At 67.0% G+C, this 21,554-nt stretch carries 19 protein-coding genes; 13 read left to right on the forward strand and 6 right to left on the reverse strand.

All coding sequences use genetic code 11. The annotated features are described in order from the left end of the window. Positions 1-257: 257 nt before the first annotated feature. Both ACN27G_RS24910 and ACN27G_RS24915 read right to left on the reverse strand, forming a co-directional pair. Positions 258-1,169, reverse strand: a complete 912-nt coding sequence (locus ACN27G_RS24910; protein WP_421495182.1) for a phosphotransferase family protein — start codon at positions 1,167-1,169, stop codon at positions 258-260. Beyond that, a complete protein-coding gene (locus tag ACN27G_RS24915; protein WP_421495183.1) occupies positions 1,166-2,536 on the reverse strand; it encodes a helix-turn-helix domain-containing protein in 1,371 nt (456 codons plus the stop codon). The genes ACN27G_RS24910 and ACN27G_RS24915 overlap by 4 nt, the downstream gene beginning before the upstream one ends. 695 nt (positions 2,537-3,231) lie before the next feature. Here ACN27G_RS24915 and ACN27G_RS24920 point away from each other — a divergent pair. From ACN27G_RS24920 to ACN27G_RS24975, 12 genes are all read left to right on the forward strand, one after another. Then, positions 3,232-3,861 (forward strand): GOLPH3/VPS74 family protein, encoded by a 630-nt coding sequence (locus tag ACN27G_RS24920; RefSeq protein ID WP_421495184.1) that lies wholly within the window; start codon positions 3,232-3,234, stop codon positions 3,859-3,861. A 49-nt stretch (positions 3,862-3,910) separates the two neighbouring features. After that, the gene (locus ACN27G_RS24925) at positions 3,911-5,431 is read left to right on the forward strand and encodes an APC family permease (RefSeq protein WP_421495185.1); all 1,521 of its coding nucleotides are present in this window, start codon (positions 3,911-3,913) and stop codon (positions 5,429-5,431) included. Continuing rightward, positions 5,428-6,051, forward strand: a complete 624-nt coding sequence (locus tag ACN27G_RS24930) for a GNAT family N-acetyltransferase (protein ID WP_421495186.1) — start codon at positions 5,428-5,430, stop codon at positions 6,049-6,051. The genes ACN27G_RS24925 and ACN27G_RS24930 overlap by 4 nt, the downstream gene beginning before the upstream one ends. Further along, complete coding sequence (locus ACN27G_RS24935) at positions 6,048-6,254, forward strand: hypothetical protein (RefSeq protein ID WP_421495187.1); 207 nt, start codon at positions 6,048-6,050, stop codon at positions 6,252-6,254. Before ACN27G_RS24930 ends, ACN27G_RS24935 begins: the two co-directional genes overlap by 4 nt. After that, positions 6,251-7,129 carry an SAM-dependent methyltransferase gene (locus tag ACN27G_RS24940; RefSeq protein ID WP_421495188.1) on the forward strand — a complete coding sequence of 293 codons (879 nt, stop codon included), beginning with the start codon at positions 6,251-6,253 and terminating at the stop codon, positions 7,127-7,129. The genes ACN27G_RS24935 and ACN27G_RS24940 overlap by 4 nt, the downstream gene beginning before the upstream one ends. Positions 7,130-7,183: 54 nt before the next feature. Continuing rightward, a complete protein-coding gene (locus tag ACN27G_RS24945; RefSeq protein ID WP_421495189.1) occupies positions 7,184-7,849 on the forward strand; it encodes a DUF4254 domain-containing protein in 666 nt (221 codons plus the stop codon). 263 nt (positions 7,850-8,112) lie between these two features. Continuing rightward, the gene (locus tag ACN27G_RS24950; protein ID WP_421495190.1) at positions 8,113-9,771 is read left to right on the forward strand and encodes a hypothetical protein; all 1,659 of its coding nucleotides are present in this window, start codon (positions 8,113-8,115) and stop codon (positions 9,769-9,771) included. Beyond that, a complete protein-coding gene (locus ACN27G_RS24955) occupies positions 9,752-10,306 on the forward strand; it encodes a phosphoribosyltransferase (protein ID WP_421495191.1) in 555 nt (184 codons plus the stop codon). The genes ACN27G_RS24950 and ACN27G_RS24955 overlap by 20 nt, the downstream gene beginning before the upstream one ends. After that, the gene (locus tag ACN27G_RS24960; RefSeq protein ID WP_421495192.1) at positions 10,285-11,382 is read left to right on the forward strand and encodes a glycosyltransferase family 9 protein; all 1,098 of its coding nucleotides are present in this window, start codon (positions 10,285-10,287) and stop codon (positions 11,380-11,382) included. The genes ACN27G_RS24955 and ACN27G_RS24960 overlap by 22 nt, the downstream gene beginning before the upstream one ends. After that, positions 11,370-12,512 carry a hypothetical protein gene (locus tag ACN27G_RS24965; protein WP_421495193.1) on the forward strand — a complete coding sequence of 381 codons (1,143 nt, stop codon included), beginning with the start codon at positions 11,370-11,372 and terminating at the stop codon, positions 12,510-12,512. The genes ACN27G_RS24960 and ACN27G_RS24965 overlap by 13 nt, the downstream gene beginning before the upstream one ends. Then, positions 12,509-13,255: an SDR family NAD(P)-dependent oxidoreductase gene (locus ACN27G_RS24970; RefSeq protein WP_421495194.1), complete on the forward strand. Its 747-nt coding sequence runs from the start codon at positions 12,509-12,511 to the stop codon at positions 13,253-13,255. The genes ACN27G_RS24965 and ACN27G_RS24970 overlap by 4 nt, the downstream gene beginning before the upstream one ends. Positions 13,256-13,272: 17 nt before the next feature. Beyond that, complete coding sequence (locus ACN27G_RS24975; RefSeq protein ID WP_421497452.1) at positions 13,273-13,869, forward strand: histidine phosphatase family protein; 597 nt, start codon at positions 13,273-13,275, stop codon at positions 13,867-13,869. On the opposite strand, the gene ACN27G_RS24980 is transcribed toward ACN27G_RS24975, so the two are convergent. Continuing rightward, complete coding sequence (locus ACN27G_RS24980) at positions 13,835-14,275, reverse strand: NUDIX hydrolase (RefSeq protein ID WP_421495195.1); 441 nt, start codon at positions 14,273-14,275, stop codon at positions 13,835-13,837. The genes ACN27G_RS24975 and ACN27G_RS24980 overlap by 35 nt on opposite strands. Before the next feature lie 429 nt (positions 14,276-14,704). On the opposite strand from ACN27G_RS24980, the gene ACN27G_RS24985 reads away from it, so the two are divergent. Next, entirely contained in the window at positions 14,705-15,448 is a 744-nt protein-coding gene (locus ACN27G_RS24985) for a replication-relaxation family protein (protein WP_421495196.1), read from the forward strand. 695 nt (positions 15,449-16,143) lie between these two features. Here the strand turns inward: ACN27G_RS24985 and ACN27G_RS24990 are convergent. Genes ACN27G_RS24990 through ACN27G_RS25000 form a run of 3 tightly spaced genes read right to left on the reverse strand, consistent with a single transcriptional unit; the run spans position 16,144 to position 21,541 of the window. Continuing rightward, positions 16,144-19,041, reverse strand: a complete 2,898-nt coding sequence (locus tag ACN27G_RS24990; protein ID WP_421495197.1) for a Z1 domain-containing protein — start codon at positions 19,039-19,041, stop codon at positions 16,144-16,146. Continuing rightward, positions 19,038-20,030 (reverse strand): PD-(D/E)XK motif protein, encoded by a 993-nt coding sequence (locus tag ACN27G_RS24995; protein ID WP_421495198.1) that lies wholly within the window; start codon positions 20,028-20,030, stop codon positions 19,038-19,040. The genes ACN27G_RS24990 and ACN27G_RS24995 overlap by 4 nt, the downstream gene beginning before the upstream one ends. Continuing rightward, the gene (locus ACN27G_RS25000) at positions 20,027-21,541 is read right to left on the reverse strand and encodes an ATP-binding protein (RefSeq protein WP_421495199.1); all 1,515 of its coding nucleotides are present in this window, start codon (positions 21,539-21,541) and stop codon (positions 20,027-20,029) included. Before ACN27G_RS25000 ends, ACN27G_RS24995 begins: the two co-directional genes overlap by 4 nt. Positions 21,542-21,554 lie beyond the last annotated feature (13 nt).

Below are 21,554 nucleotides of genomic sequence, written 5' to 3' on the forward strand. Positions count from 1 at the left end.
AGCTAAAGGAATCTCGGCGCTACATGACCGCTGATCTCGGCAGCCTCGTCGCGTTGTTGCGGGCCGGGCTTGAACGTCAACGGTGATTGTTGGAAATGAGGATTGTTCAGGCTCTGATGTCCACACTGTAGCCGTACCCGAAGCTGCGCTCCAAGCTGTACCCGACCTCCGATGAACCCGGCCCATGTCTCAGGTAAAGGGTGGCGGCGGCTGGGTTGATGACATTTCCAGCCAAGGCTGATGCATCGAAGAGTGCCTCACTTGTAAGGACTCCAGGTTGCAGCGTCATCGCCATCCCGGAAGGTTTTGAAGCGGTGTCGCCACTGTTCGGTAAGGCTCGGGTTGGTGTGGAGCACGGGCAGGACGCTGGTCACGAGTTGCAGCTCACGAAGTGTCCGCAGGACTGCGAATCCTGACCAGTCAAGGATGTTGACCCCGTACGCCTCGGCGAGTTGCTGGTGTGTGTCCTGTGAGTAGGAGAAGCGCAGCTTGCCGACCGCTACTGGCGTGAGGTCCCACTCTCGGGGCCCGACTGCCGCCGAATCGAAGTCGCAGACTACTGGTCCCTGCGGGTCGGGTATGAGGTTTCCGATGAAGCTGTCGCCGTGGATGGGACCTCGCGGCAGGAAGTAGTCGAGCCGGTTCAGGTTCGCTTCAGTTTCGTGACACTTGTCTTCGAGGAACGCGCGTTCTGATGGCGAGATATTGTCTGTCTCCTCGATCCGCTGCTGAATCGCCGTCGTCGGGCTCCATACCGGTAGCGCGGGCGGCGGTTCGGGCAAGGAATGGTAGCGGCGGAGGATTCTTCCCAAGTCGTAACCGGTCGGTGCCGGTCCGGTCGCCGGAACTCGGCGCCAGAAGGTGACCTTGTGGCCTCCAACCAGCAGCGGCTGTGCGATGTCGGTGAGTAGCCGGACGGATGGCATCTGGTGGCTTTCTAGCCATCGGGCCACCGCGACTACCTTGTCGACGCGGTCCCTGACCACTTGGGAGCCTGGTATTCGCACCACAACTGCATCGCTGGCGAGGTCGAAGACAGCGTTGTTCGTAAATTTGATCAGTCTGGCGTCTGCTGGGTTCAGCCCGACCTTGTCGCAGGCCTTCCTGAGGATCTTCTCAGGCCACCCGGCGCCAACACTGTCGGGTCTTTCGTTTCCTGACGAGCTCATACCACCGTTCGCAGCCTCGTGATGTCGTGCGCAATTTCCTGAATCTCGGGGTCTTTCGGGTACTGCGTTGCGGCATCCTCCAACGGCTGGAGCCGGTCGATAGTGCGGATGGACCGCACCGTTGCGGCTGACGCTACTGCATCACGAGCGATGCGCGTGCCGGCATCTCGGTCACCAGATCGCAGGTGCGCGACCGCGAGGGCGGTCGACTCGAAGACCCGACTGCGGGCCATCTCCCGGCCACGGTGGTCGAGTGCCTGGCCGATGTACTGGATCGCGACGGCCAGTTCGTCGGCGGTGGCGTCGGTCAAGGCGGCGTGAGCCACGCCGATAGAGGCGTGCAGGTCGGCTTCGCCGAAGAACCGGACCCACGCCTGGGCGTTCTCGCGGTTCGCCCGCACGAATTCGTCGGTGGCCCGGTTGACGGATCGTCTCATCTGCTTCCGGTCGCCGATGAGTCCGTAGGCCCATGCTTCGTTGGCGCATAGCATTGAGACCGTCAGCCCACAGCCGGAATCCTGGGCGGTGATCTGGCCGAGCTGGAAAAACCGAAGTGCGTCGCGGTGCATTCCACGATGTAGGTGGAGGCGACCCATTCGGTAGAGGATGTTTGCCGCCAGAGACAGGTCGTCGGCCGTCTTGGCTTGTTCGAGGGCGCGGGCGAAGTGCCGGCGGGCTGTGCCGTACATACCGACGTCGAAAGACGTCCATCCGGCCAAGTTGTGCAGGTCGGCGAGCGCGAGCAGCATCCGGGCGTGGATCTCCTCTGAACATGATGCTTCGAGCAGCTGCTGTACCCAGCGGACCTGTGCGGCGACCGCGTCGCGGCAGGCTCCGCCGCCGTGGCGGTAGTCGAGGGCGCGCATCGCGGCGGTCAAGGCCCGCACATGTTCGACGTCGCACACTCCGACGTGCGATGGCGCCGGGGCGACGTCCCGGTCGATAGGTTGCCACCAGCGGGCTACGTCGCTGACCGAGGTGCCCATGGTGACGTTGGCAGCATGAGACAACAGGGCCCGCACCTGTTCCCGTTCGCCTTTCTCTGGCGAGCAGGAGGCAGTGGCCAGGTCGAGTGCGGCTTCCGTCGACTCGTCGTAGGCCAGTCCCATGTAGCCGCGCGGCACACCGAGGCCGTCCGCGATGCGGACCAGCACGTCGTGAGCCATGACGCGTCGTCCTCGAAGAACCTCGTAGACCTCGGAAGCGCTCTGGCCGGTGAGGCGGGCGATGTGGCGTTGGGAGATTCCGACTCGCTGGAGCCGTTCGTACACCGCTTTGAGGTCGCGGGCGGCCAGCGCGCGGCGCATCTCGCGCTGCTCCCAGACTGCCGGTGCGATCACGTCAGGTCCGTGTTGATCCACGTTCATGCTGACCGCACCAGCCTTCCTCGGCAGCCTCTTTGTGCAGGCTAATCGGCACCAGCACGGGACGGAATCCCTGACATGGCAAGGGGACTAGCGCGACTAGTCATCGTGGCGCATATACAAGCCAATCAGTGACAGGTCTTACACGTACGGTGATCATCAGGGAAGCTGGTGCAGCAACGGCTCCGGTCCACCGGCACGCAGAGTCTCGCCGGTGCCGCGATGAAGCCGCAGGCATGGCACCGAATGGAGGGACGAGATGGTTCCTGTACCTGCCGCTGGCGGCACGGTCTCCGGCGGGCGGGATGGCGGCCCCTCCAGTCGAGGATCTCGAATCGCGTTACGCCTCCGGCGGGAACCTCGACGGCCGGTCGCAACCGTCCCCCCGGGTTGCGACCGGCGCCTGCCGGGCCGATCACGAGGGCCGCAGAATCGCTCGGGCTCACAACTGTCGGCCTGCGATCCCCGGGAGCGGGATGGGGCGATCTTGCCAATCGTGACGTCTGTTTCCGAACGGGCTCTGTCGAGGGGGCACATCTCCGTGGAAGCCGTCAGGGCCGACGCCGGCGCATCCGATGGTTTCCCGTTCGTGCTGCTCATCTGAGGCTGCCGCCCGCCGTCGCTGCCGGGGAGGGCGCGGCGGCGGGCTGGCCAAGTACCGGCCGTGGGTCCGTCTTCGTGCGATGTAGGTGAGTGGAGTGCGGTTCGCTGACGACTTCTGGCGTCTGGCGCATCACGATGTGACGGGAAAGCCACGCGTGAACGTGCGGGTGGCTGGGCTCGGTCTGGCGGCTGCCCTTCTCGGCGAACTGGTGTGGGCCGGCAGGATCGACGTCCGCGACGGCTGGTTGCGGTTGGTCGATTTGACTCCACCGGCCGACGTCCTCGCACACACCGTGTTGGACCAGCTCGTCGCTCAGCCGCAGCACACTGCGGTGCGGATCTGGCTCGACTTCCTGGCCCACGATGCCGTCGAGCAGGTCGCGCAGCGGTTGTGGCGGACCGGACACGTACGGCGGGAGGCGTCGCGCCGGCTTCTGCGGTCCGCCGAAGTGCGGTGGGTGCCGGTCGACTGGAATGTCGCCCACTGGCCTACGGCCCGGCTGTCTCTGCAACTCCGGGACCGCCGACCGATGAGTCAGGCGGACGCGTTCCTCGCCTGCCTGGTCGCCGTCACCGGTCTGGATGACCACCTGCTGGAGGATGCGCCGGCTACCAGCCGCGACTACCTGCGACACCTGACCAGCACGCTCTCCCCGCCGCTGCGGGAGCTCCTCACGCATACCCACGTCGCCGTCGGAGAGGCGGTGCTCTCGTATCGCACCTGACCACCACCCTCCGGCGCCTACTACCCGCTGAAATCGGAGACCATTTTCAATGTCCCTGTCCGCCCCACCTGCCCGGCCCAGTCCCGTCACGGCGCGTCTCGCCGCCGACCGGCTCGGTGTCCCGGCCGTGCTCTTCTTCGTCCTGTCTGCGGCGACACCGCTTACCGTGGTTGCCGGGGTCATCACCACCGGCTACGCCGCCACCGGCCTGATCGGCATCCCCCTAGCGTTTCTTCTGGTCGGGCTCGTGCTCGGCCTGTTCTCCATCGGCTATGTCTCGATGGCTCGACACGTCGCCAATCCGGGCGGGTTCTACTCCTACGTCGCCCAGGGCGTCGGCCGACCGTTCGGTGTCGGCGCCGCCTGGGTCGCCCTGCTGGCGTACAACGCACTGCAGGTCGGCCTGTACGGGGCGATCGGCGCGGCGACCGGCCCCCTGCTCGATCAGTGGTTCGGCGTCGCCCCACCCTGGTGGACGATCGCGTTGGTGGCGTGGGCCGTCACCGCTGCCCTCGGGGTCCGGCGAGTCGACCTCAACGGCCACGTTCTCGCCGTCCTGCTGCTCGCCGAGGTCGCCATCATCATGGTCTACAACCTCGGTAGCCTGACCCACCCTGCCGACGGCCGGTACAGCTACGAGGCTCTGACTCCGGGCAACCTGTTCGGCCCCGGCGTCGGCGCCATCCTCATCCTGGCCGTGCTCGGGTTCGTCGGCTTCGAAGCCGCTGTGGTCTTCTCCGAGGAGTCCCGAAATCCACGGCGTACGGTGCGGACTGCCACCTACCTGTCCGTCGTAGTGATTGCGGTCCTGTACGCCCTGTCCGCCTGGGCGATGACCGTCGCCGCCGGTGGCAATCGGATCGTCGACGTCAGCCGGGCCGAAGGTACGGAGGTCGTCTTCAACCAGGCCAGCGCGCACCTCGGCCAGACGCTGGCCGACCTCGGGCACGTTTTGTTCGCCACCAGCATCGTCGCGGCGATGATCTCGTTCCACAACACCACCGCCCGCTACATGTTCGCCCTCGGCCGGGAACGGGTCCTCCCCGCCAGCCTTGGCCGCGCCGCCCGAACCAGCGGCGCACCTCGTACCGCGTCTCTCTGGCAGAGCGCCATCGGCCTGACAGTGATCATCGCGTACGCCATCACCGGCGCAGACCCCGTCATCCACCTCTTCTACTGGGCGGGCACCTCCGGCGGCCTCGGCGTGCTGTTCCTCATCGCCACAACCAGCATCGCCGTCCTCGCCTTCTTCGGCCGCTACCCACACGACGAGCGCCTCTGGCGGCGCCTCATCGCCCCATCAGCCGCAGCCATCGCCCTGGCCGTGGTGGCCGTCCTAGCCATCGGCAACGTCGCCACCCTCCTCGGCATCCCCGACAACCACCCCCTCGCCTGGGCCGTCCCCACCGTCTACCTCGGCACCGCCGTCGCCGGCATCGCCTGGGGACTCGTACTGCGGCGCATCCGCCCGGACGTGTACGCCACCATCGGCCTCGGCGCCCGCAGCGCCTCCGCCCTGTACGGACCCGCCCACCGGCACGCCGTCCCCCGTACGGAGGTGTCCAGGTGAGCCACCTACCTCCTCCCACCAGAGCCGCCTACGACGAACGGGACGCCGTCAGCGCGCTTATCGCCGACGCGTTCCTCCCCCTCGCTCCCGTCGCGTGGCTCGTCCCCGACCCCGACCAGCGGCGAGCAATCCTGACCGCGAACTTCCGCATCCTCGTCGAACACGCCTTCTTCTACGGCGAGGTCCACACCCTCGAAGATCGCAGCGCGGTCGCGGTCTGGTTCCACCGGACCAGCCCCATACCCCCGCCAGTGGAGTACGAACGCCGGTTGGCCGCCGTGTGCGATCCGTACACCGACCGGTTCGAAACCCTCGACAAATTGTTCGACGCCCACCACCCCACCGCGCCGCACCACCACCTGGCATTCCTGGCAGTCGCGGCGGAGAAGCAGTGCACCGGCCGCGGCACCGCCCTCCTGCGTCACCACCACGCGGCGTTGGACCGTGTCGGTCTTCCCGCCTACCTGGAGGCCAGCAGCACCGGCAGCCGTGACCTCTATGCCAGACACGGCTACCTCCCGAGACAGCCGTTCCACCTGCCGGACGGCGCAACCTTCTACCCGATGTGGCGCCCGGCCGTGCAGACCCGCCGGAGCCAGCCGGACGAGGGTGCCCCGTGACACGTAACCACCTCATCCCGGTGGACCTCGTTGCCGTTGTCGCCGGCGGCCTGCTCCTCGTCGCCGGACTCGTACTGGCCGGCGCCTCGACCCGGGCCTGCCTACGACTCCGATTCCGCCTCAACCGGCTACTCACGACCGCGCCGCTCGTGATGCTGTTCTGGGCCCTCGTCAGCCAACTCATTGAGGCAGGTAGCCGATGACGCCAGATCAGTTCCTCACCGTCTCAGCCAGCTACGACCCCGCGCTGGGGACGCACGAGGTCGCCCGCCAGCAGTTCGACACCTCCCGGCCACACCCCGCCCGACGCTACGACTACTGGCTCGGCGGGAAGGACAACTTTGCCGCCGATAGGGAGTCGGGCGACCGAATTGCCGAGATCTACCCCCGAATCCGGGCGGTGGCTGGGGCGAACCGTGCATTCCTACGCCGAGCGGTCTCGTTCCTGGTGGCCGAGGCCGGCATCCACCAGTTCCTCGACCTCGGCGCCGGCCTACCCACCAGCCCGAACGTCCACGAGGTCGCGCAGGCCATCGCGCCCGCGTCCCGAGCCGTGTACGTCGACAACGACCCGATGGTGGTCACCCACGGGCATGGGCTAACGACCAGCACCCCGCAGGGTGCCATCACCCACCTGAAGGGCGACCTCCGTGATCCCGAAGCGCTCCTCGCCGACCCCGCACTCCACACCGTGCTCGACATGAGTCGACCAATCGGAGTACTCCTCATCGCCGTCCTGCACTTCCTTGACGACCACGACGATCCGCGCACCGCCGTCGCTCAACTGGTCCGAGCCCTGCCCGCCGGCAGTTACCTGGCGGTCTCGCACGCCACGTTCGACCCGCTGCCAACCGACACCGCTGAACGGCTCGCCGCCCTCACCGCCACCGGTGCCCACGGCACCTTTCAGCCACGCACTCGCTCGCAGCTCGCCACCTTCCTGGACGGCCTGGAGCTTGTCGATCCCGGCCTCGTCCCGATCACGCAATGGCGCTCCCCGCAGAAGCGGCAGCCCGAGCAGCCCGACGCGACGGTGGATGAGATCCCTGTGTACGGAGCGGTGGGCTGCCGGCCATGACAGGCCCCGATCCACACCTCATATCCCGCTCGGGCGCCGGGTGGGCCGGTGCCCATGACGATGCTCATGCCGCCCCAAGGTGACCAGCGTGCCGAGGCCACTGTCGGTTCATTCCACATCAACCAGACAAGGCGTTTGGAGGCCCTCGTGCCCATCGATGCCGAAGTGAACATCCCCAAGGTGCCAAGCCGACTCGGACGGCACAATTTCCTACCAGCCGCAAACCTGGTCATCGAGTCGTTCCGAGACAGCTCCGCCTGCTTGATGTCTCCATGGCAGGTTCCGCTGCACGCGTCCTGGCGACTTGCGACGCACCACGACGACCAGTGGTCAGCCGAAATGATCTCTCGTGACCCAACTACTGACGATCATGCCGTTGCTGCCTCGAAACGGTCCATCGACCTGCTGAACCGCGTACGGGTAGACCTGGTAACGGAGATCGACACGTGGGTCGACAGCATCCTGGGTGATCTCGACAGCGGGCCGCTGCACACCGAGACGATCGGTTCTGTAATCGACCGGCTGGCCATTGCCTGGGTGCGCTGTCAACGCCTCATCGACCGAGACCGGCAAGGGCAGAACGACGGCCAGGCCGGCTCCGCCTTGCGGCAGTTCCGCGAGCTCGCCCGCGCCTACGACGATCTCCTCCTAGACGTGCACGAGGGCCGTCGCCGGGTTCCTCGTTGGCGCCCCCTCAAAAGCTATGGCGAACGCCGATGAACCTCGCGGTGACTCTCAACGGTGCGGACAACGTCGGCAAGTCCACCAACGCGCAGTGGCTGGCGGCAGCAGTACCGGACGCGATCCTGACCGGAACCATCGACCGGTGGGACCCGCGATGGGCAGAGGTGTCACGGGACGACTTCAGTCGATGGTGGTTCGTCGACAGCACCACAGACGAGCATGTCGACCTCGTATTCCGCTCCTACGCCGCCCGGTTCCGGGGCGGCGGCAGGCTGGCGCTGGAGGACCGCGGCCGGCCCATGCTCGTCGCCACCTGTGCGGCTACGGCTGCGGTGAAGGACGGGATTCCGATCGACGAGGCGCTTGTCGAGGTCGAAGACCGAGCGCGGCGCTACTTCCCCGTCGGCAGGCGGGAACTTCATATCCTGCTACGCCACGGCCCTGATCTCTCAGCCGAGGCGAGCCAGGCGTTGGCTCGCGATCGGAGTCCGGCATCCGACCGGTACGGCGCCTACCAGCGTCAACTGGCCGAGGCCATCCAGCTCCAGGTGCGGCGTGGGGATTACCACAGGGTGATCGTGCGCGGCGACCGACCGCTCCTCGATGTCCAACGAGAGGTGCGCGAGGCCGTCGCCGAGTTCGGCGTGCCCGTCACCCTCCTACCTCCGGATCGTGTTGACCGGCTCTGGATCCTCGCCGGCATGTCCGAGAGCGGAAAGAGCACCGTCGGGGAGCTGCTCCGCACCGAACACGGCGTCACGCGCCTGAAGATCGGATACCTGCTCCGCCTCGCTGCCGACCGGTTCAGTGTTCCCGACCCATACCAGGCATGGGACGAGCCGACCGAGGCGCAGATGCTCTCCGAGGAGATCCTCCGCTTCGCCGCCCTCAACCCCGGATCCGGATGGATCAGCATCGAGAGTGCTCATCGCTTCGCAGCTACCGGGCATCTGCGGCAGATCTGGGGAGACCGCTGCAACATCGTCTATCTCGACGCGCCGCAGCCAGTCCGCGTGGGGCGGGGCGAGGAACCAGCCGAGTCGGTAGCGGCCCGGGACGCGACAAAGCGAAGCCGAGGCGCCGAGCGGATCGCGTCGATCGCCGACACCGTGATCGACAATGCCGGCAGCCTCCTCGCTCTGAAGCGCGCCGTCGCCGAACTGGTGCACCGTGCCTCCGGCGACCGGTGCCCGCCGCAACATGAGGCAGCCGTGCCGGCGGCACTACAACCCTTCCTCGCCACCTACACCGCCGAGCTGGTCGACGACGAGACGGCCCTGGTCGCGGCGACCGGCAGCCTGGCCTACGGAAACTGGCAACCCGACTGGAGTGACCTGGACATCCTCGTCGTCCGTGACACCCTCCCCGTCAGCTGGCTCGCCGGACGGTCGACCCCACACACCGGCCCGGACGGGGAAAAGATCGCGCTGTCGGCCTTCACCACCAACGAGGCGCGCACCGGCAGACTGCCTCCACGGCTGCTCTACGCTCTCCGCCAGATCGCGCACGACGGCCGGGGGCTGCTCTATCGCCGACCCGGTCTCGTACTACATGTCCTCGACCGGGATGCCGATGAGCGTGCCGCACGTGGCGACCTACCGCTCGTCGTCATGACGCTACGACGGCTGGCGGCCCGTCCCGATACCGACATCAGGGCGCTCTACAAGCATGTCGTCCTCGCCATGAAGATCATGCTTCGAGCCGACGGGATCGACCTGGACGCCAGCGACGATGTCCGCCGGGTCTTCACCAGCCAACATCCCGCCGCCCGCGTCGACCTGCCCGCCGTCGTCGACGTCAGCCGCAGCGAATCGCGATCGGACAACGAACTCGCGCAGCGAATCCGCAACGCCGCCAGCGACCTGCTGGCCTACGACGAAACGCTCGGCCGCACCACCATCCGCCAAGATCCCGACCAGGAAAGGACCACGGACGACAATGACGTCCACCACGCGTGAGGTACTCACCGCCGACCGGGTAGCCCGCCTCGGAGTCGGAGAGACGACCCGCCCGGTCAGAATCGTCCACGAACTCGACGGCGTCCGGACCGACACAGCGCCAGACCAGGTGCTGACCGCCGGCGACCACCTCTGGCGGCGATGGCGCGAACACCCTGCCTACCAGCCGCACGACCTACTGCTCGGTCTGGACGCTGGCGGCATCATCCCCACGCTCGCGGTCGCCTGGGCCAGCGGCAGCCACTACCGCATCGCATGGAAGGTCAACCTCGACCTGCCGGAGAAGCTCGTCTTCCACGAACCCCACGCCCGACGACTTGAGGTATTCGCGTACGGCCACTTCAAGGGCCAGCGCGTCCTCATCGTGGACGACGAGATCACCACCGGACTCACCCTCACCAACCTCGTCACCGCGCTTCGCAACGCCGGGGCCGATATCACCGGCGTGCTCTGTCTCGTCGAGGACACGACCGGAGGCGGACGGAAGCTGCTCGAACAGAACGAGGTCCCACTGTGCGTACTGACCACCCTCTGATCTCCACCGTCAGCCCGACCTGCCGGCGCGGCGGGCCGACGCTCGTCCGGCGCGAGCAGGCGCCGCTCGGTCGACTCCTGCCCTACCGGCGGGCCGCCGGAGAGTCCCCACCACCGCAGCCGACGCTCAACGCGGTACGCCAGAACGGCTGGCACCTCGACCTCGGCTCACGAGGGCTCGGCGACGTACTCCTGGGTCTGGCCATGGCACAGGCTCTGCAGGAGACGACCCGCGAGCAGTTCCCACAACCGGCATACGCTGGTCCCCAGGCAGATCTGCTCGCGCGATGCACCCTGCCGCTCAGCGTCACCTCCACGAACGGCCCACACTCGATCGGCACCGAAACTCCGACGCCCCGCGCCTTCGAGGCCGTTCCGGAGATCCCTCCGACGAGGCTCGACATCATCGACGCCAACGTTGTCCAGGTCCACGCCGCGCTGCCGATGCGCTACTACCTCGATATCGAGCAGATCCTCGGGACACCGCTGGGCGCTGACGCCGACCCGTGTCCGCAGTTCCGCGCCACCGAGCCCGCGCCAACGCCGTACCACGTGCTGTTCGTCTCCACCACCAGTCGGCCGGAGCGCAAGGACTATGGCATCGACAATTTCCGAACCATCGCGGACTGCCTCACCGCCCGCCGGCCCGACGCACCCTGGCAGTTCAGCCTGATCGCCGCGCCAGATCGGCCGGCACCGCCACCCGTCGCGCAGATCGAGGTAATCCACGGCCCACCGGCCGTCGACTGCCTCGACCTCTTCGCCACCGCCGAGTTGGTCATCGGCAACGACACCGGCCTGACCCACCTCGCCGCCCTCACGGCAAGACCGGACGGCACCGGGCCCACCGTCGTCGGTCTGTACGGCAGGCACGCGCACACTAAGTGGGTTACCGGCTCAACGCGCCACCACGCGGTAGCGACGCCGTTCTCGCAGCTCATGTCGATCGCCGACGCCTGCCCTGTCCGTGACGGCTACGACGACACCACCTGGTCCACGGCGAGCGAGTTGCGCGCCGTACCAGCCGAACTGATCGCGAAGTTCGCCGGCCAATGCACTGGCTGGTGGGACTCGTGATCCGCATCGCCCGCCACCGACGCTTCACCGCGAACCACACCTTCCACCTCGACGTCGGCGCACGCCGACTGTTCATCAAGATCAGCCCAAACCCCACCGAGGCCGCCGCCGAAATCGCCGGATACCAGCGAATACGGAACCACTATCCGCTCCCTGCTCTCCACGCACACCGCCGCGTCGGCCGCTGGGCCATGACCGTGTACGACCGGCACGAGCCCGACCTGCCCGACACCGGTCTGCTACTCGACGCCATCACGGCCAGCGACGCTGGCGCACTCACCGGGCTCGACCAGGGACTCGACGCCATCCTCGGCCACTACCAGCAGGTCATCGGCGCGACAATGCGCCACCTGCCGGCTGGCCGCACCATCGGCAAGCTCTACCGCGACCGGGTCCAACCTGGCGGCCGGCTCGACCTGTACTACGGCCACAACCCGACCCTGCTGACGATCCCCGACGGTTCCGCCATCCGGTGCAGTCAGCTACGCGAGACGACCCTCGTCGTCAACGGGCAGCCTCGACAGCTCGACTTCAACGCGCTCGCCACCGATCTCCGTACCGCCCTGCATCCGGACCGGCAGACATGGGCCGCGACCACGCAGGGCGACCCCACCGACTTCAACATCGGACTGGACAAGGACAGGCGACCCGTCTGGTTCGACTACGACACGGCCGGGCTCAACGCCCTACCGGGGGAAATCGCCTGCTTCCTGTGGTACCAGCGGCTACACGCCGCATGGCTCGTACCGCGCTACAACCTCGGGGCCTTCGTCGACCACCAACGGTCGCTCGCCGACGCGATCAAGCCACAGGTCCGACTGGCGAGACTGTCGGCACGCACGATCGCGATCGACTACCGGCACCGGCCGTCGACGGCACGCCAGCACACCATCGCGCGCTACCTCGACCAGCTCGCCCGCCCGCTCGCCGCCACCACCGGCACCGACCTGCTCGCCTGGCTGCGGCCGTACATCGCAATGCGCCTGCTGGCTGTTTATCCGCTGCACCGTATGGAGCCAACGGACGCCGCGTTGTCGATCGGACTACTCGCCGAGCTGTACTCATCCGAAGTCGATCTGACTCGACTCCTCGGGCTTACCGACGCTGGCGCTCTTGAGGACATCCCGTGAACCGCAACGTAGCGATCGTGACGGGGGCTGGCGGCGGCATCGGGTCCGCGATCGCCGCTCGTCTCGCCGCCGACTTCGACCTCGTCCTGGCCCATCTTGAGGACGATGACGACCTCGCTGCGGTCGTCGCGTCCGCCCACCAGCGCGGCGCGCGCACCAGCACCGTCATCGGCGACCTGACTCTGCCCACAACGCAGGAAGCGTTCCAATCGGCGGTCGACGCCCACGCCAACCGACTGGTCGCCCTGGTCAGCAACGCTGGTGTATACCCCCGAATCCCCTGGCACGAGCTGGACATAGACACGTTCCGCAGTCAGCTCGAACTCAATCTGGTTGCCCACGCCGCCTGTATCCGCGCCGCCACGCCCACCCTGATCTCGAACGGCCACGGCCGCATCGTCGCCGTCTCCTCGATCCTCACCCAACTCGGCCGCGTCGACCTGGCCGGCTACATCGCGGCGAAGAACGGGCTGGAAGGATTCGTCCGCGCCCTGGCCCGCGAGCTCGGCCCGTGCAACATCACCGTCAACACGGTGCGCCCAGGTTCGATCGAGGTCGCGGCCGAACGGGCCGTCGTTGACGACCATGCCGCCATGGTGCGACGCCAACTCGACCGGCAGTGCATCAAGCGTCGTGGCCAGCCCGCCGACGTGGCCGCCGCCGTCGCGTTCCTGCTCTCACCCGCAGCCGGATTCATCACCGGACAAGCGCTCAACATCGATGGCGGCTGGTACTTGTCGTGAACGAACCCGTTCTCTGGATGCGCCACGGCACCAGCCTCGACGGCCTCTGCCGCCCACATGCCCACGCCCGTCCCGACACGCCGTTGACGCTGCGTGGGGCTATCGAAGTTGTCACCGCAGGCCACCGGTTGCTCTGCCGAGACGCCAAGCCGAACATGATCCTCACCAGCCCTCTTCCACGGGCGGCGATGAGTGCCCGTCTCTTGGCCGATGTTCTCGGCGTACCGATCGCACCGCCAGATCCGCTTTACGCCGAGTGGCGGGCCCCCGACTGCGTACTCGGCATAGGACCAGACGACTATCCGAGCGAGTACCAGGCGTGGCGCAACGAGCGCCTCCGTCATCCGGTATCGGCTCTACCTGGTGGCGAAAGCCTGACCGCGCTACGACAACGCGCGACGGAGGCCGTCTCGCGCGCTCAAGAGGAGGTTGCCCGACACGGCCCGACCCTCGTCGTCTCTCACCGCGTCTTCATCGGCGCCGTGGTCGCAAGCCTCGAAGGCATCCAAAGCCCACTAGAGATATTCCAGGAAGCCCGACGTTTCAGGCTCGGCCCGGCGATGGTCTGGCCAGCCTGCCCTACATCGAGAGCAGCGCCTCTTCGTTGGCGGTGATGAACTCTTTCAGCACATCCGGCTTGAGATCCACCGCAGGCAACTTGTCGATCCCCACCCTGTCAAGCTGGTAGTCACCACGCGATGGATCGGCGAACTCATCCCCGCTGCGCGCCTCCTCCTTCATCTGCACCAGCCGACAGACGAAGAAGTGCTGGACGGAAACGCCCGCACCAGCGGGGGCGGTGAACAGAAACACCTGCGCGAACCGGCCTGCCTCCGCGCCGAGCTCTTCGTGCAGCTCCCGGCGCAACGCCACCTCCAGGGAACCATCCGTCGGCTCCAAGCCACCACCCGGCGTCGTCCAGTACGGCGCCTGGCCCGGCTTGATCCGCTTGATCAACACAAGGCGGTCGTCCTCATCCAGAAGAATGGCCCGCACCGACCTACGCACGATCTGACGCACGACTTGCCCCTATCCGCGCCCGGGACGATTCAGTGACAGCGTAACCTCACCAGCCGGCGCCACAGCCGGCGACCACCGGCCGTGGCCGAGTCTCACCGCATCGACGCATATGCGTTGGGCCCGTCGGCAACAGCCACCTACGGGAAGTCCATCTTGCCGCTTTAGCACTATTCATCCATCGGCCGTTTGGTTGATTCGCTGAACAGCCGACCCCAGGAAAGCGCTTTCTGATCAGTATCAGGAGCGAGAAGCCAGTTTCGAAGGTGGGCTGCCACGCTTGAACGGCGACGAGGCTCGGACTCTAACGGGGAGGAGGTGGCGGGCGTGGCGCGTCAGTACGCGGTCGGGCCGAAGAAGTACCCATTCGCTCCGCCGCCCCGGCAACCGGGGGATGTTCAGCTACACGGCCTTGGGCAACGGCATTGGGCGTTGCTGTCGTTGTTGGCCGAGCACGGGGTGCTGCACACCGGGCAGGTCGCGATGTTGATGTTCGGCAGCCGCCCGGCTGCCGCCCGCCATCTGGGTGTGCTGGCGCGGGCCGGGCTGGTGTGGCGGTTCGTCTACGACGACGACCCGAGCCATCTGGCGTTCTACGAGCTGAGCACGGCCGGGGCGGAGGTGTTGACCGCTCGGTTGCGCCAGGCGGGCCGGGCAGTCCCGGTGGCGTTGGGCAAACCAGGACCGGACGTGCTCGTGGTGAACGACTTCTTCGTCAGCCTCGTCGCGCAGGCGCGCGAGCGAGGGCGGGGCGAGCTGTTCCGGTGGCGGCGGGCGCTGGAAGCCGCCGTATGGCTGCGAGAGCACGGCGTGGCGGACGTGGCGCCGGCCGCGTATGGGGTATGGATCGAGCACGGCCTAACCGTCCGGTTCGTGTTGCACGTCGACCACGACGAGGCGGCCCCGATTACTGGTAGCCCTGCGCCGCCACCAGCGGATGCTCTGACCGGTTACCGGCACGCCCCGCGTGGTGTTCCGGTCACCGCCGTTCTGGTGCTGTGCCCCACGAGCGACCGTCAGACCGAACTGCACCGGGACCTGGCCGCCGTGCCCTTGCCGGTGCCGGTGGCGTCCACGACCCTCGACCTGTTGGCCGAGGCGTCCAGCGCCGCCGAGGCGATCTGGAGGGTGACCGGAGGCGAGAGCCCGGTGAGGCTGGCCGAGATAGGTCGGTAGCCAACCCCGTGTCGCGGTCCTTTGTGGATGGCTCGACGTGATACGGCTGGCAGATTCCGGACCGGTGGTGTTTGGATGTGCGTTCAGGGGTCGGTGGGGCTGTCGGTCTTGATCCGGACCCCTAAACCCACCCCTTTGCTCGTCTGACAGCCCTTGTCGAGGTACTCGCTGTCGTGTAGAGGACAGTACGCTGATCCTGCAGAGGACTGCCGGGTCGGCCCGTGTGGAAGCCGGCACGAGCCGGGTATCTGGCGATGTCGGTTGGCGCGGGTTGGGCACGGGGTTGTCGGCGACGCCAGGTACCGATACGGCGCGGCGATCCCATTCCGTCGCCCCCGCTCTTTGCTCGCGGCCCGGACACGGACCCATCGAGTCGGCCGTGGTCACGAGCCCACACGCTTCGACCGGTGAGCCGCTGCCAGCACAGGCGTCACCGCCGCCATTACCCGATACGCTCCGAATTGCCCGACCACGAGGTTGACCTGAGGGAAGCGGGACCGGGCAGTCGCCGAGTTCGGGTTGCGTTCCGCTGCAGCGAGGATCCCGTTGGCCGCCTCACAGCCCATCGGGTCTTCTTGGGCATCGTGGTGCGCCTCCTCGGGGCACGGCGCGCACGAGAGCCAGAAAGGGCTCCGGGCATGGACGCCGTCAAGGGCACGAGCGGGCGGTCCGGTACAGGCAGAAGGCAACGGAGTTCAGGCTCCTGGTGGAGATTCGACGACGATTGCCGTGGGGTTGCTGCTATCGATCGTGACCCACTTTATGAGCTTGCCGTCGATTGGCGCTGTACCCAATGGAGTCACGAAGTGGCAGGCCATGGTCACTTTTCCGGGATCGATCGGACCGTTGGTCTCTCCGTCGAGGGCTTCCTTCTCTACGACGGGGTACAACACGAGCGCGGCGGTCCTGCCGTCGTTGAAGGAGTCGGCTGTGGGATCCGGGTGATCCGTTGCTATTCCGGCAATGCGCCACGCGGCGTTGCGGTGCCTTGATTCACTGAAGACGGCAAATGAACCCGTCTCCTGTCTCTTCCGCTCAAAGATGCTGTATGGGCCCCGACCGAGGACGGTGCGGAGTGTCGTGGATCGGACCTGGTAGGGCAGGATGACGACCCATCGCTCGAGTTGTCTGGATGCGAGTCCTCGCAGCCAGTTCAGTTCGGGCTGGAAGGTTTCCGGGGTGAGCCAGTCGAGGTCGGTTAGCACGGCTAGGAGGTCCCGGTGGCCGACGGTGGCAAGCCGAGCCTCATATGCGGTGCGTGTGCCCGGAACGTTGAAGTGGACGGTCCTGGTCGCGACATCGAGGATCGGGAGCCAACGCTCCAGGTTCGCGCGCATCTTGGGCTCGGACCTGGGATATGCCACTGGCTCCATCGACGCACCGGGTGACGCCTTGGCAACGAGCCTGGCGTTCCACATCTTGTTGCGGGCTGAGGGCTTCAGGTCGGGCCGGTGCTGAGCAATCAGGGGTGGCACCTGTCGCGGGGTGAGGTGGGTTCCGTCGGGTGCCGGCTTGGCGTACTGGCGGAGTTCCCGGCGCAGGAAGTCCTCGTCCCGACAGGCGGCGGCGAACATGTCGTGCAGGTCCGGGGTCGTATAGAGACGGACGAGGTCGCGGTAGCCCGGTCGGAAGCCGAACCAGCGGCCCATCTGCATGAGCGTATCGACCTGGGATGTGGCTCTGCGGTAGTAGCTGACGGTCAGACCTTCGACGGTGAAGCCACGGGCCAGTTTGTTGCCGCCGACCAAAATCCGCCAGATTCCACGCTTGTCGAAGTCGAGGCTCTCCTGCTGGCGTTCCAGGTCCTTGTCGCTGTTCACGATGATTACCGGGCCGGTGTCGCGGTCCGGTGGGTTGATGCGGCGCAGTGCCTCCGCGAGATCGGCCCTCAGGTCGTTGAAGTCGGGGGTCGGTTGGCCTCCAAGCGCGCGGGAGACCGGAAGGATGTCGCTGTCGTACAGCTTCCGCAGGCGTTGCAGTCCGGCGGGTGTGTGGTAGGCGCCGCTTCGCCAGAGGTGGTTGATCAGACTCGCGGCGTCGCGGTGGACGTCACGGCCCATCGCCTCGTGCACGAGCATCGTGTGATGGCGGTAGGTGGACGCGCCCAGCCGTTCGCGGTGGATCTTGACTGCCCCAGTGAGCAGGTACATGTCCAGCGCTTCCCGGAGTTCCATGTCGTCGTGCTCGTCGGACAGATCCCGGACGTGGGCACGCTCCTTTGACGTGGCCAGGGGCCGGTCAGCTCTGGGCACGTCGGTGTCGAAGTCGTGAAAGTCCTCCGGCCCCATGTAGCCGGTGGGGCGTCGGAGCGAGATCAGGAAGTCGCGGGGGAAAATGTCCTGGACGTCGGAGGGATCGATGAAAACGTTGGCGTAGGGCGTTGCGGTGTAGCCGACGTACTGGGCTCGGGGCATCATCGTGAGTAGTTGTCCGATGAGCCGGTTGATGGCAGTGCGTTCCCTACTGTCGGCCTTCCACTTCTTGGGGCTTGTGGTGTTGATGGACGCCTGATCGGATTCGTCGTCGATGATCAGGACCGGTACCTCGCCCAAGCGGTCGGTGATGCGCCCGAGGTCTGCGACGAGGTCCTTCAGGACGGTGGGGTTCTTCTTTGCAACAACGAGTCGGGCGTTACTGGTGAACAGGTTGACGGGGTCATGGAAGCGGCGGTTGCGTTCGCGGCGTTCGAACTCGAGCGCGGCGAATCCCTGCCGGAGACGGCGGTAGTCGCCCGCATGATTGCTGAGCCGATGGATGTCGGGGTATCCGGAGTCGGAGGGCCGGCCGCCGTGGCGGATGAACCGGTCGGCGAGCCATTCCGGGTCGTCCTGGTAATCGTGGCCTTTGCGGTCGTGCGGCGAGATCTCCCTTTCGAGGTTCTCCCGGCCGCACAGTTCCATGTCCAGTCGTCGTTGAGTCTGGCTGCGGAGCATGTTCGTGGTGCCGGTAAGGACGACGACGAGTCGGTAGCCGGCGTCGATGGCCTTCGCGGCCACGCCGGTGAAGTTGGCGGTCTTGCCGCTCTGGACGTAGCCGACCACCAGACCCTTGGCCTGGTAGGGCAGGTTGCGGGTGGGATCGGACAGCCGACGGATGACCTCTTCGGTGGCGTTGTCGAGCCCGGCCACGGCGTCAGCGTCCCACCCCTTGGCGAGCAGGTGGTCACGATAGTGCCGCCAGTAGTGGTCATACTCGGCCCGGCGGTCCGCGGTACGCCACTCCTCCCACGAGTCAGCGATGACGATCGTGCCGTCGGGTTCGGCGACGGGAAACAGGTCGGTGAACAGTTCGATTGTCGTCTCGTCGATGGCCAGGGCGGCGTTGATGGCCCCACGTCGCGCGGCGGTGTTGCGGATCGTGCCCGCAGTCCATTCGGCGTCGGTTTCAGCGTGATCCCAGCCGGCGAGCGCGTGAGCGAACTGCTTGCGTAGCGCGTCGTCCGGGCCGGCCGCGCGGAGATGGGCGATCAGAGCAGTGCCGTCGCGCAGTCCGGGGTCGCCGAACATGGCGGCAAGGTCGTGCAGGGCGCGTGGACCCAGGCGTTGCATGCCGTCGAGGGCTGCGCCGTAGGCGGTGGTGACGATGTCACTCATGTCAGCTCCTGTTGTGCGGCGGTGATTGCGGCGTCCAAGGGCGCCGGCGCAGGGTGGGAGGTCAGCCCGGTCAGGTCCAAGCGGTAGCGGACGTCTGCGATGTGGGCCAGGTTGACGCCGGCGTGCTGCAGCAGGCGGGTGGACAGCCGCGGAAAGGTATCGGTGACGGCGAAGGCCGCCGGGTTGCTTCGCAGACGCCACCGTTGGCGGCAGGTCTCGCTGTGGTGGTCCCGCCAGCCGGATGCGTACAGGTGGGTGGTGAACTGTTCCTGTTCAGCGCCTGCGGCGAGGATTCCCATGACCCGGTCGATGATGTCGGGGAGGGTCCGGCCCCCTACCCCGGCAGTGGTGATCTGGCATGAGACGAGCCAGAGCGGTCGCTGGTTGGTCGGTTCGAGTTGCTGCAGGGAGCTGATCCAGTGGGTGCGGGTTTCCGATGTGGTGGTCTTGACTTCGACATCGTGTGTGTCCAGGCCGAAGTCGTGCTCCTCGGCGTCGCCGCCGCGCCAGCTGTCCAGTGCGGCGCCGGGCCCGAGTACGCGTAGGAGCCCGGTGAGCAGGCAAAGTTCGCCGATCAGGCCGACCTCGGCGTCGCGGGTGAGGGTGTCCTGGCGACGCAGTAGGTGGCCGAGCCGTCGCAGGGTGCCGGTCAGCGCGGTGGTCATGGGTTGGCGGTCGAGCTGGACCCGGTCCGCGACGGCGCACAGCACCGGGTAGGCCTCGGCGAACAGTCCGGCGTCGCTGACCTCGATCTCGATCATGCGGCGTCCCTGGTGGTGGACGGCGCGGACGTTGACGTGCTGGAGGTCGACGGTGATCGGGACTTCCCGTGGCCCGGCGGGTCCGCGTAGCCCAATGCGGATCCGTTGGGGGTCGATGAACAGCAGCAGCCGCGGTTCGCCGGGGATGGGGTGTTCGATCGGAATCCCGGCGTTCAGGTAGCCGGCGAAGCTGTCCGCGCTGAGGTGCCGATTCTCGTCCTCCGTCATGTGCGTGCCTCGAAGGTCGCCTTTTCAGCCCTGGCCGCGACGGTGAGGATCTCCTGCCACAGCTCGATGTTGTCCTTGTCTCGGCTGCCGAGATGGGCACCCTGGAACACCTGCTCGGTGAGCAGGAACATCAGCGCCTTGACCAGGGGCGCATCGTTGAGGCCGCCTCGGCGGCCACCAAGCAGCGCCCGGCGGTAGGCCTGGTTGAGCCACAGCGTTGAGGTATCGCGGTCGACCTCGAAGAGATGGTCACCGGCGAAATGCCTCCATTGGATGCTCAGCGGGGGATCATCGCGCTGGGGCAGTTCCTCGCGGATCTGCCGGCTCACCCGTGGATGGATGCCCCTGCCAGGCGGAAGCACCGCGGAACGTTTCGCGGTGGTGCGTCGGTTGGAGTTGATCCAGACGTCCTCGGCGGCCTGCAGGTAGTCACCGATCGTCGTGCCGTCCTTGGCCCGGGCCGCCCCAATCACCTGGGAGAATCCGGGACCGGCGGAGACCCGGGACTTTTCGGGATTCATCACGAACAGTCCGTGCATGTCGTCGTCAATGTCCACCTCGACGCGCGCCAACTGGAGGCGCCGGTCGGGGGCGTGGACGCCCTCCCAGCCGCCTGCGTGCAGTAGCCGATCGTGGCGGTAGAAGTAGAGACCCTGCCGCTGCTCGGCGCCGCCCGGGAGGCGGTACTCAGGTCGGTTGGAGCGTCCAGGCCAGATATGGCAGCGCAGGGTCACCGCCACGCCGTCGACGTGGGAGATCAGGTTCCGTGGCCAGGTGGGCACGGTCGCCGGGTAGGCGAACGGGTCCAAGGGGGTGACCGGGTTGGGCAAGCCGGTGCCGTGGTCGATGTCCTCGACGTCAATGAGCAGCCGGACCCGGTTGCCGGCCAGCAGACGATGGAACATCAGTCCGAGATGTCCCTGCAGGTGGGGGATCGTGCGGCCGAGGAACTCCGCGGTGCGGTCCGGGTCGTCGAAGCCGGGTAGGGCGTGCACGTCGTCCCAGCGGATGACGGTGCCGGAGCCGTCGATGGGGATCGACCACGGGCGGTTCAGTTCGGTGGTAGCGAACCGGGACGGGACCCGGTCGCAGTCGAAGCCGTCACGGTCACCGCTGATCAGCCATCGACGACCGACCGGTTCATGGCCGGCCGCGTGGGACAGAACGGTCAGGCTGGCCGCCTGGCTGAACGATGCCGCCTTGAGACCGAGGCCGAACCGGCCCAGATCGGCGCTTCCATACTCGCGTCGCCCGCCGATGGTCATCGCCGCATCGATCGCATCCGGAGCGATGCCGCAGCCGTTGTCGACGACGTACAGGCCGATCAGACGGGGCCCGGACTGGACGAAGCGGATCAGCACATCCGTCGCTCTGGCGTCGATGGCATTGTCCACCAGGTCGGCCAAGGCCGTCTCGAGGCTGTGGTTGCGGCCGAGGGCGTCCAACGCCCGCGGGTCGGGTGGGAGGTCCACCGTCCCGGCGGTAGGGATCTGCTCCTGCCAGTGGGGCATCGTCACGACCTCC

It is taken from the genome of Plantactinospora sp. WMMB334 (assembly GCF_049179095.1).
Taxonomy (GTDB): domain Bacteria; phylum Actinomycetota; class Actinomycetes; order Mycobacteriales; family Micromonosporaceae; genus Plantactinospora.

Coding starts and splice junctions, on each gene's coding strand:
- ACN27G_RS24910 (WP_421495182.1), bottom strand. CDS start 1,169: ATGAGCTCGTCAGGAAACGAAAGACCCGACAGTGTTGGCGCCGGGTGG.
- ACN27G_RS24915 (WP_421495183.1), bottom strand. CDS start 2,536: ATGAACGTGGATCAACACGGACCTGACGTGATCGCACCGGCAGTCTGG.
- ACN27G_RS24925 (WP_421495185.1), top strand. CDS start 3,911: ATGTCCCTGTCCGCCCCACCTGCCCGGCCCAGTCCCGTCACGGCGCGT.
- ACN27G_RS24940 (WP_421495188.1), top strand. CDS start 6,251: ATGACGCCAGATCAGTTCCTCACCGTCTCAGCCAGCTACGACCCCGCG.
- ACN27G_RS24945 (WP_421495189.1), top strand. CDS start 7,184: ATGACGATGCTCATGCCGCCCCAAGGTGACCAGCGTGCCGAGGCCACT.
- ACN27G_RS24950 (WP_421495190.1), top strand. CDS start 8,113: ATGCTCGTCGCCACCTGTGCGGCTACGGCTGCGGTGAAGGACGGGATT.
- ACN27G_RS24955 (WP_421495191.1), top strand. CDS start 9,752: ATGACGTCCACCACGCGTGAGGTACTCACCGCCGACCGGGTAGCCCGC.
- ACN27G_RS24975 (WP_421497452.1), top strand. CDS start 13,273: ATGCGCCACGGCACCAGCCTCGACGGCCTCTGCCGCCCACATGCCCAC.
- ACN27G_RS24990 (WP_421495197.1), bottom strand. CDS start 19,041: ATGAGTGACATCGTCACCACCGCCTACGGCGCAGCCCTCGACGGCATG.
- ACN27G_RS24995 (WP_421495198.1), bottom strand. CDS start 20,030: ATGACGGAGGACGAGAATCGGCACCTCAGCGCGGACAGCTTCGCCGGC.
- ACN27G_RS25000 (WP_421495199.1), bottom strand. CDS start 21,541: ATGCCCCACTGGCAGGAGCAGATCCCTACCGCCGGGACGGTGGACCTC.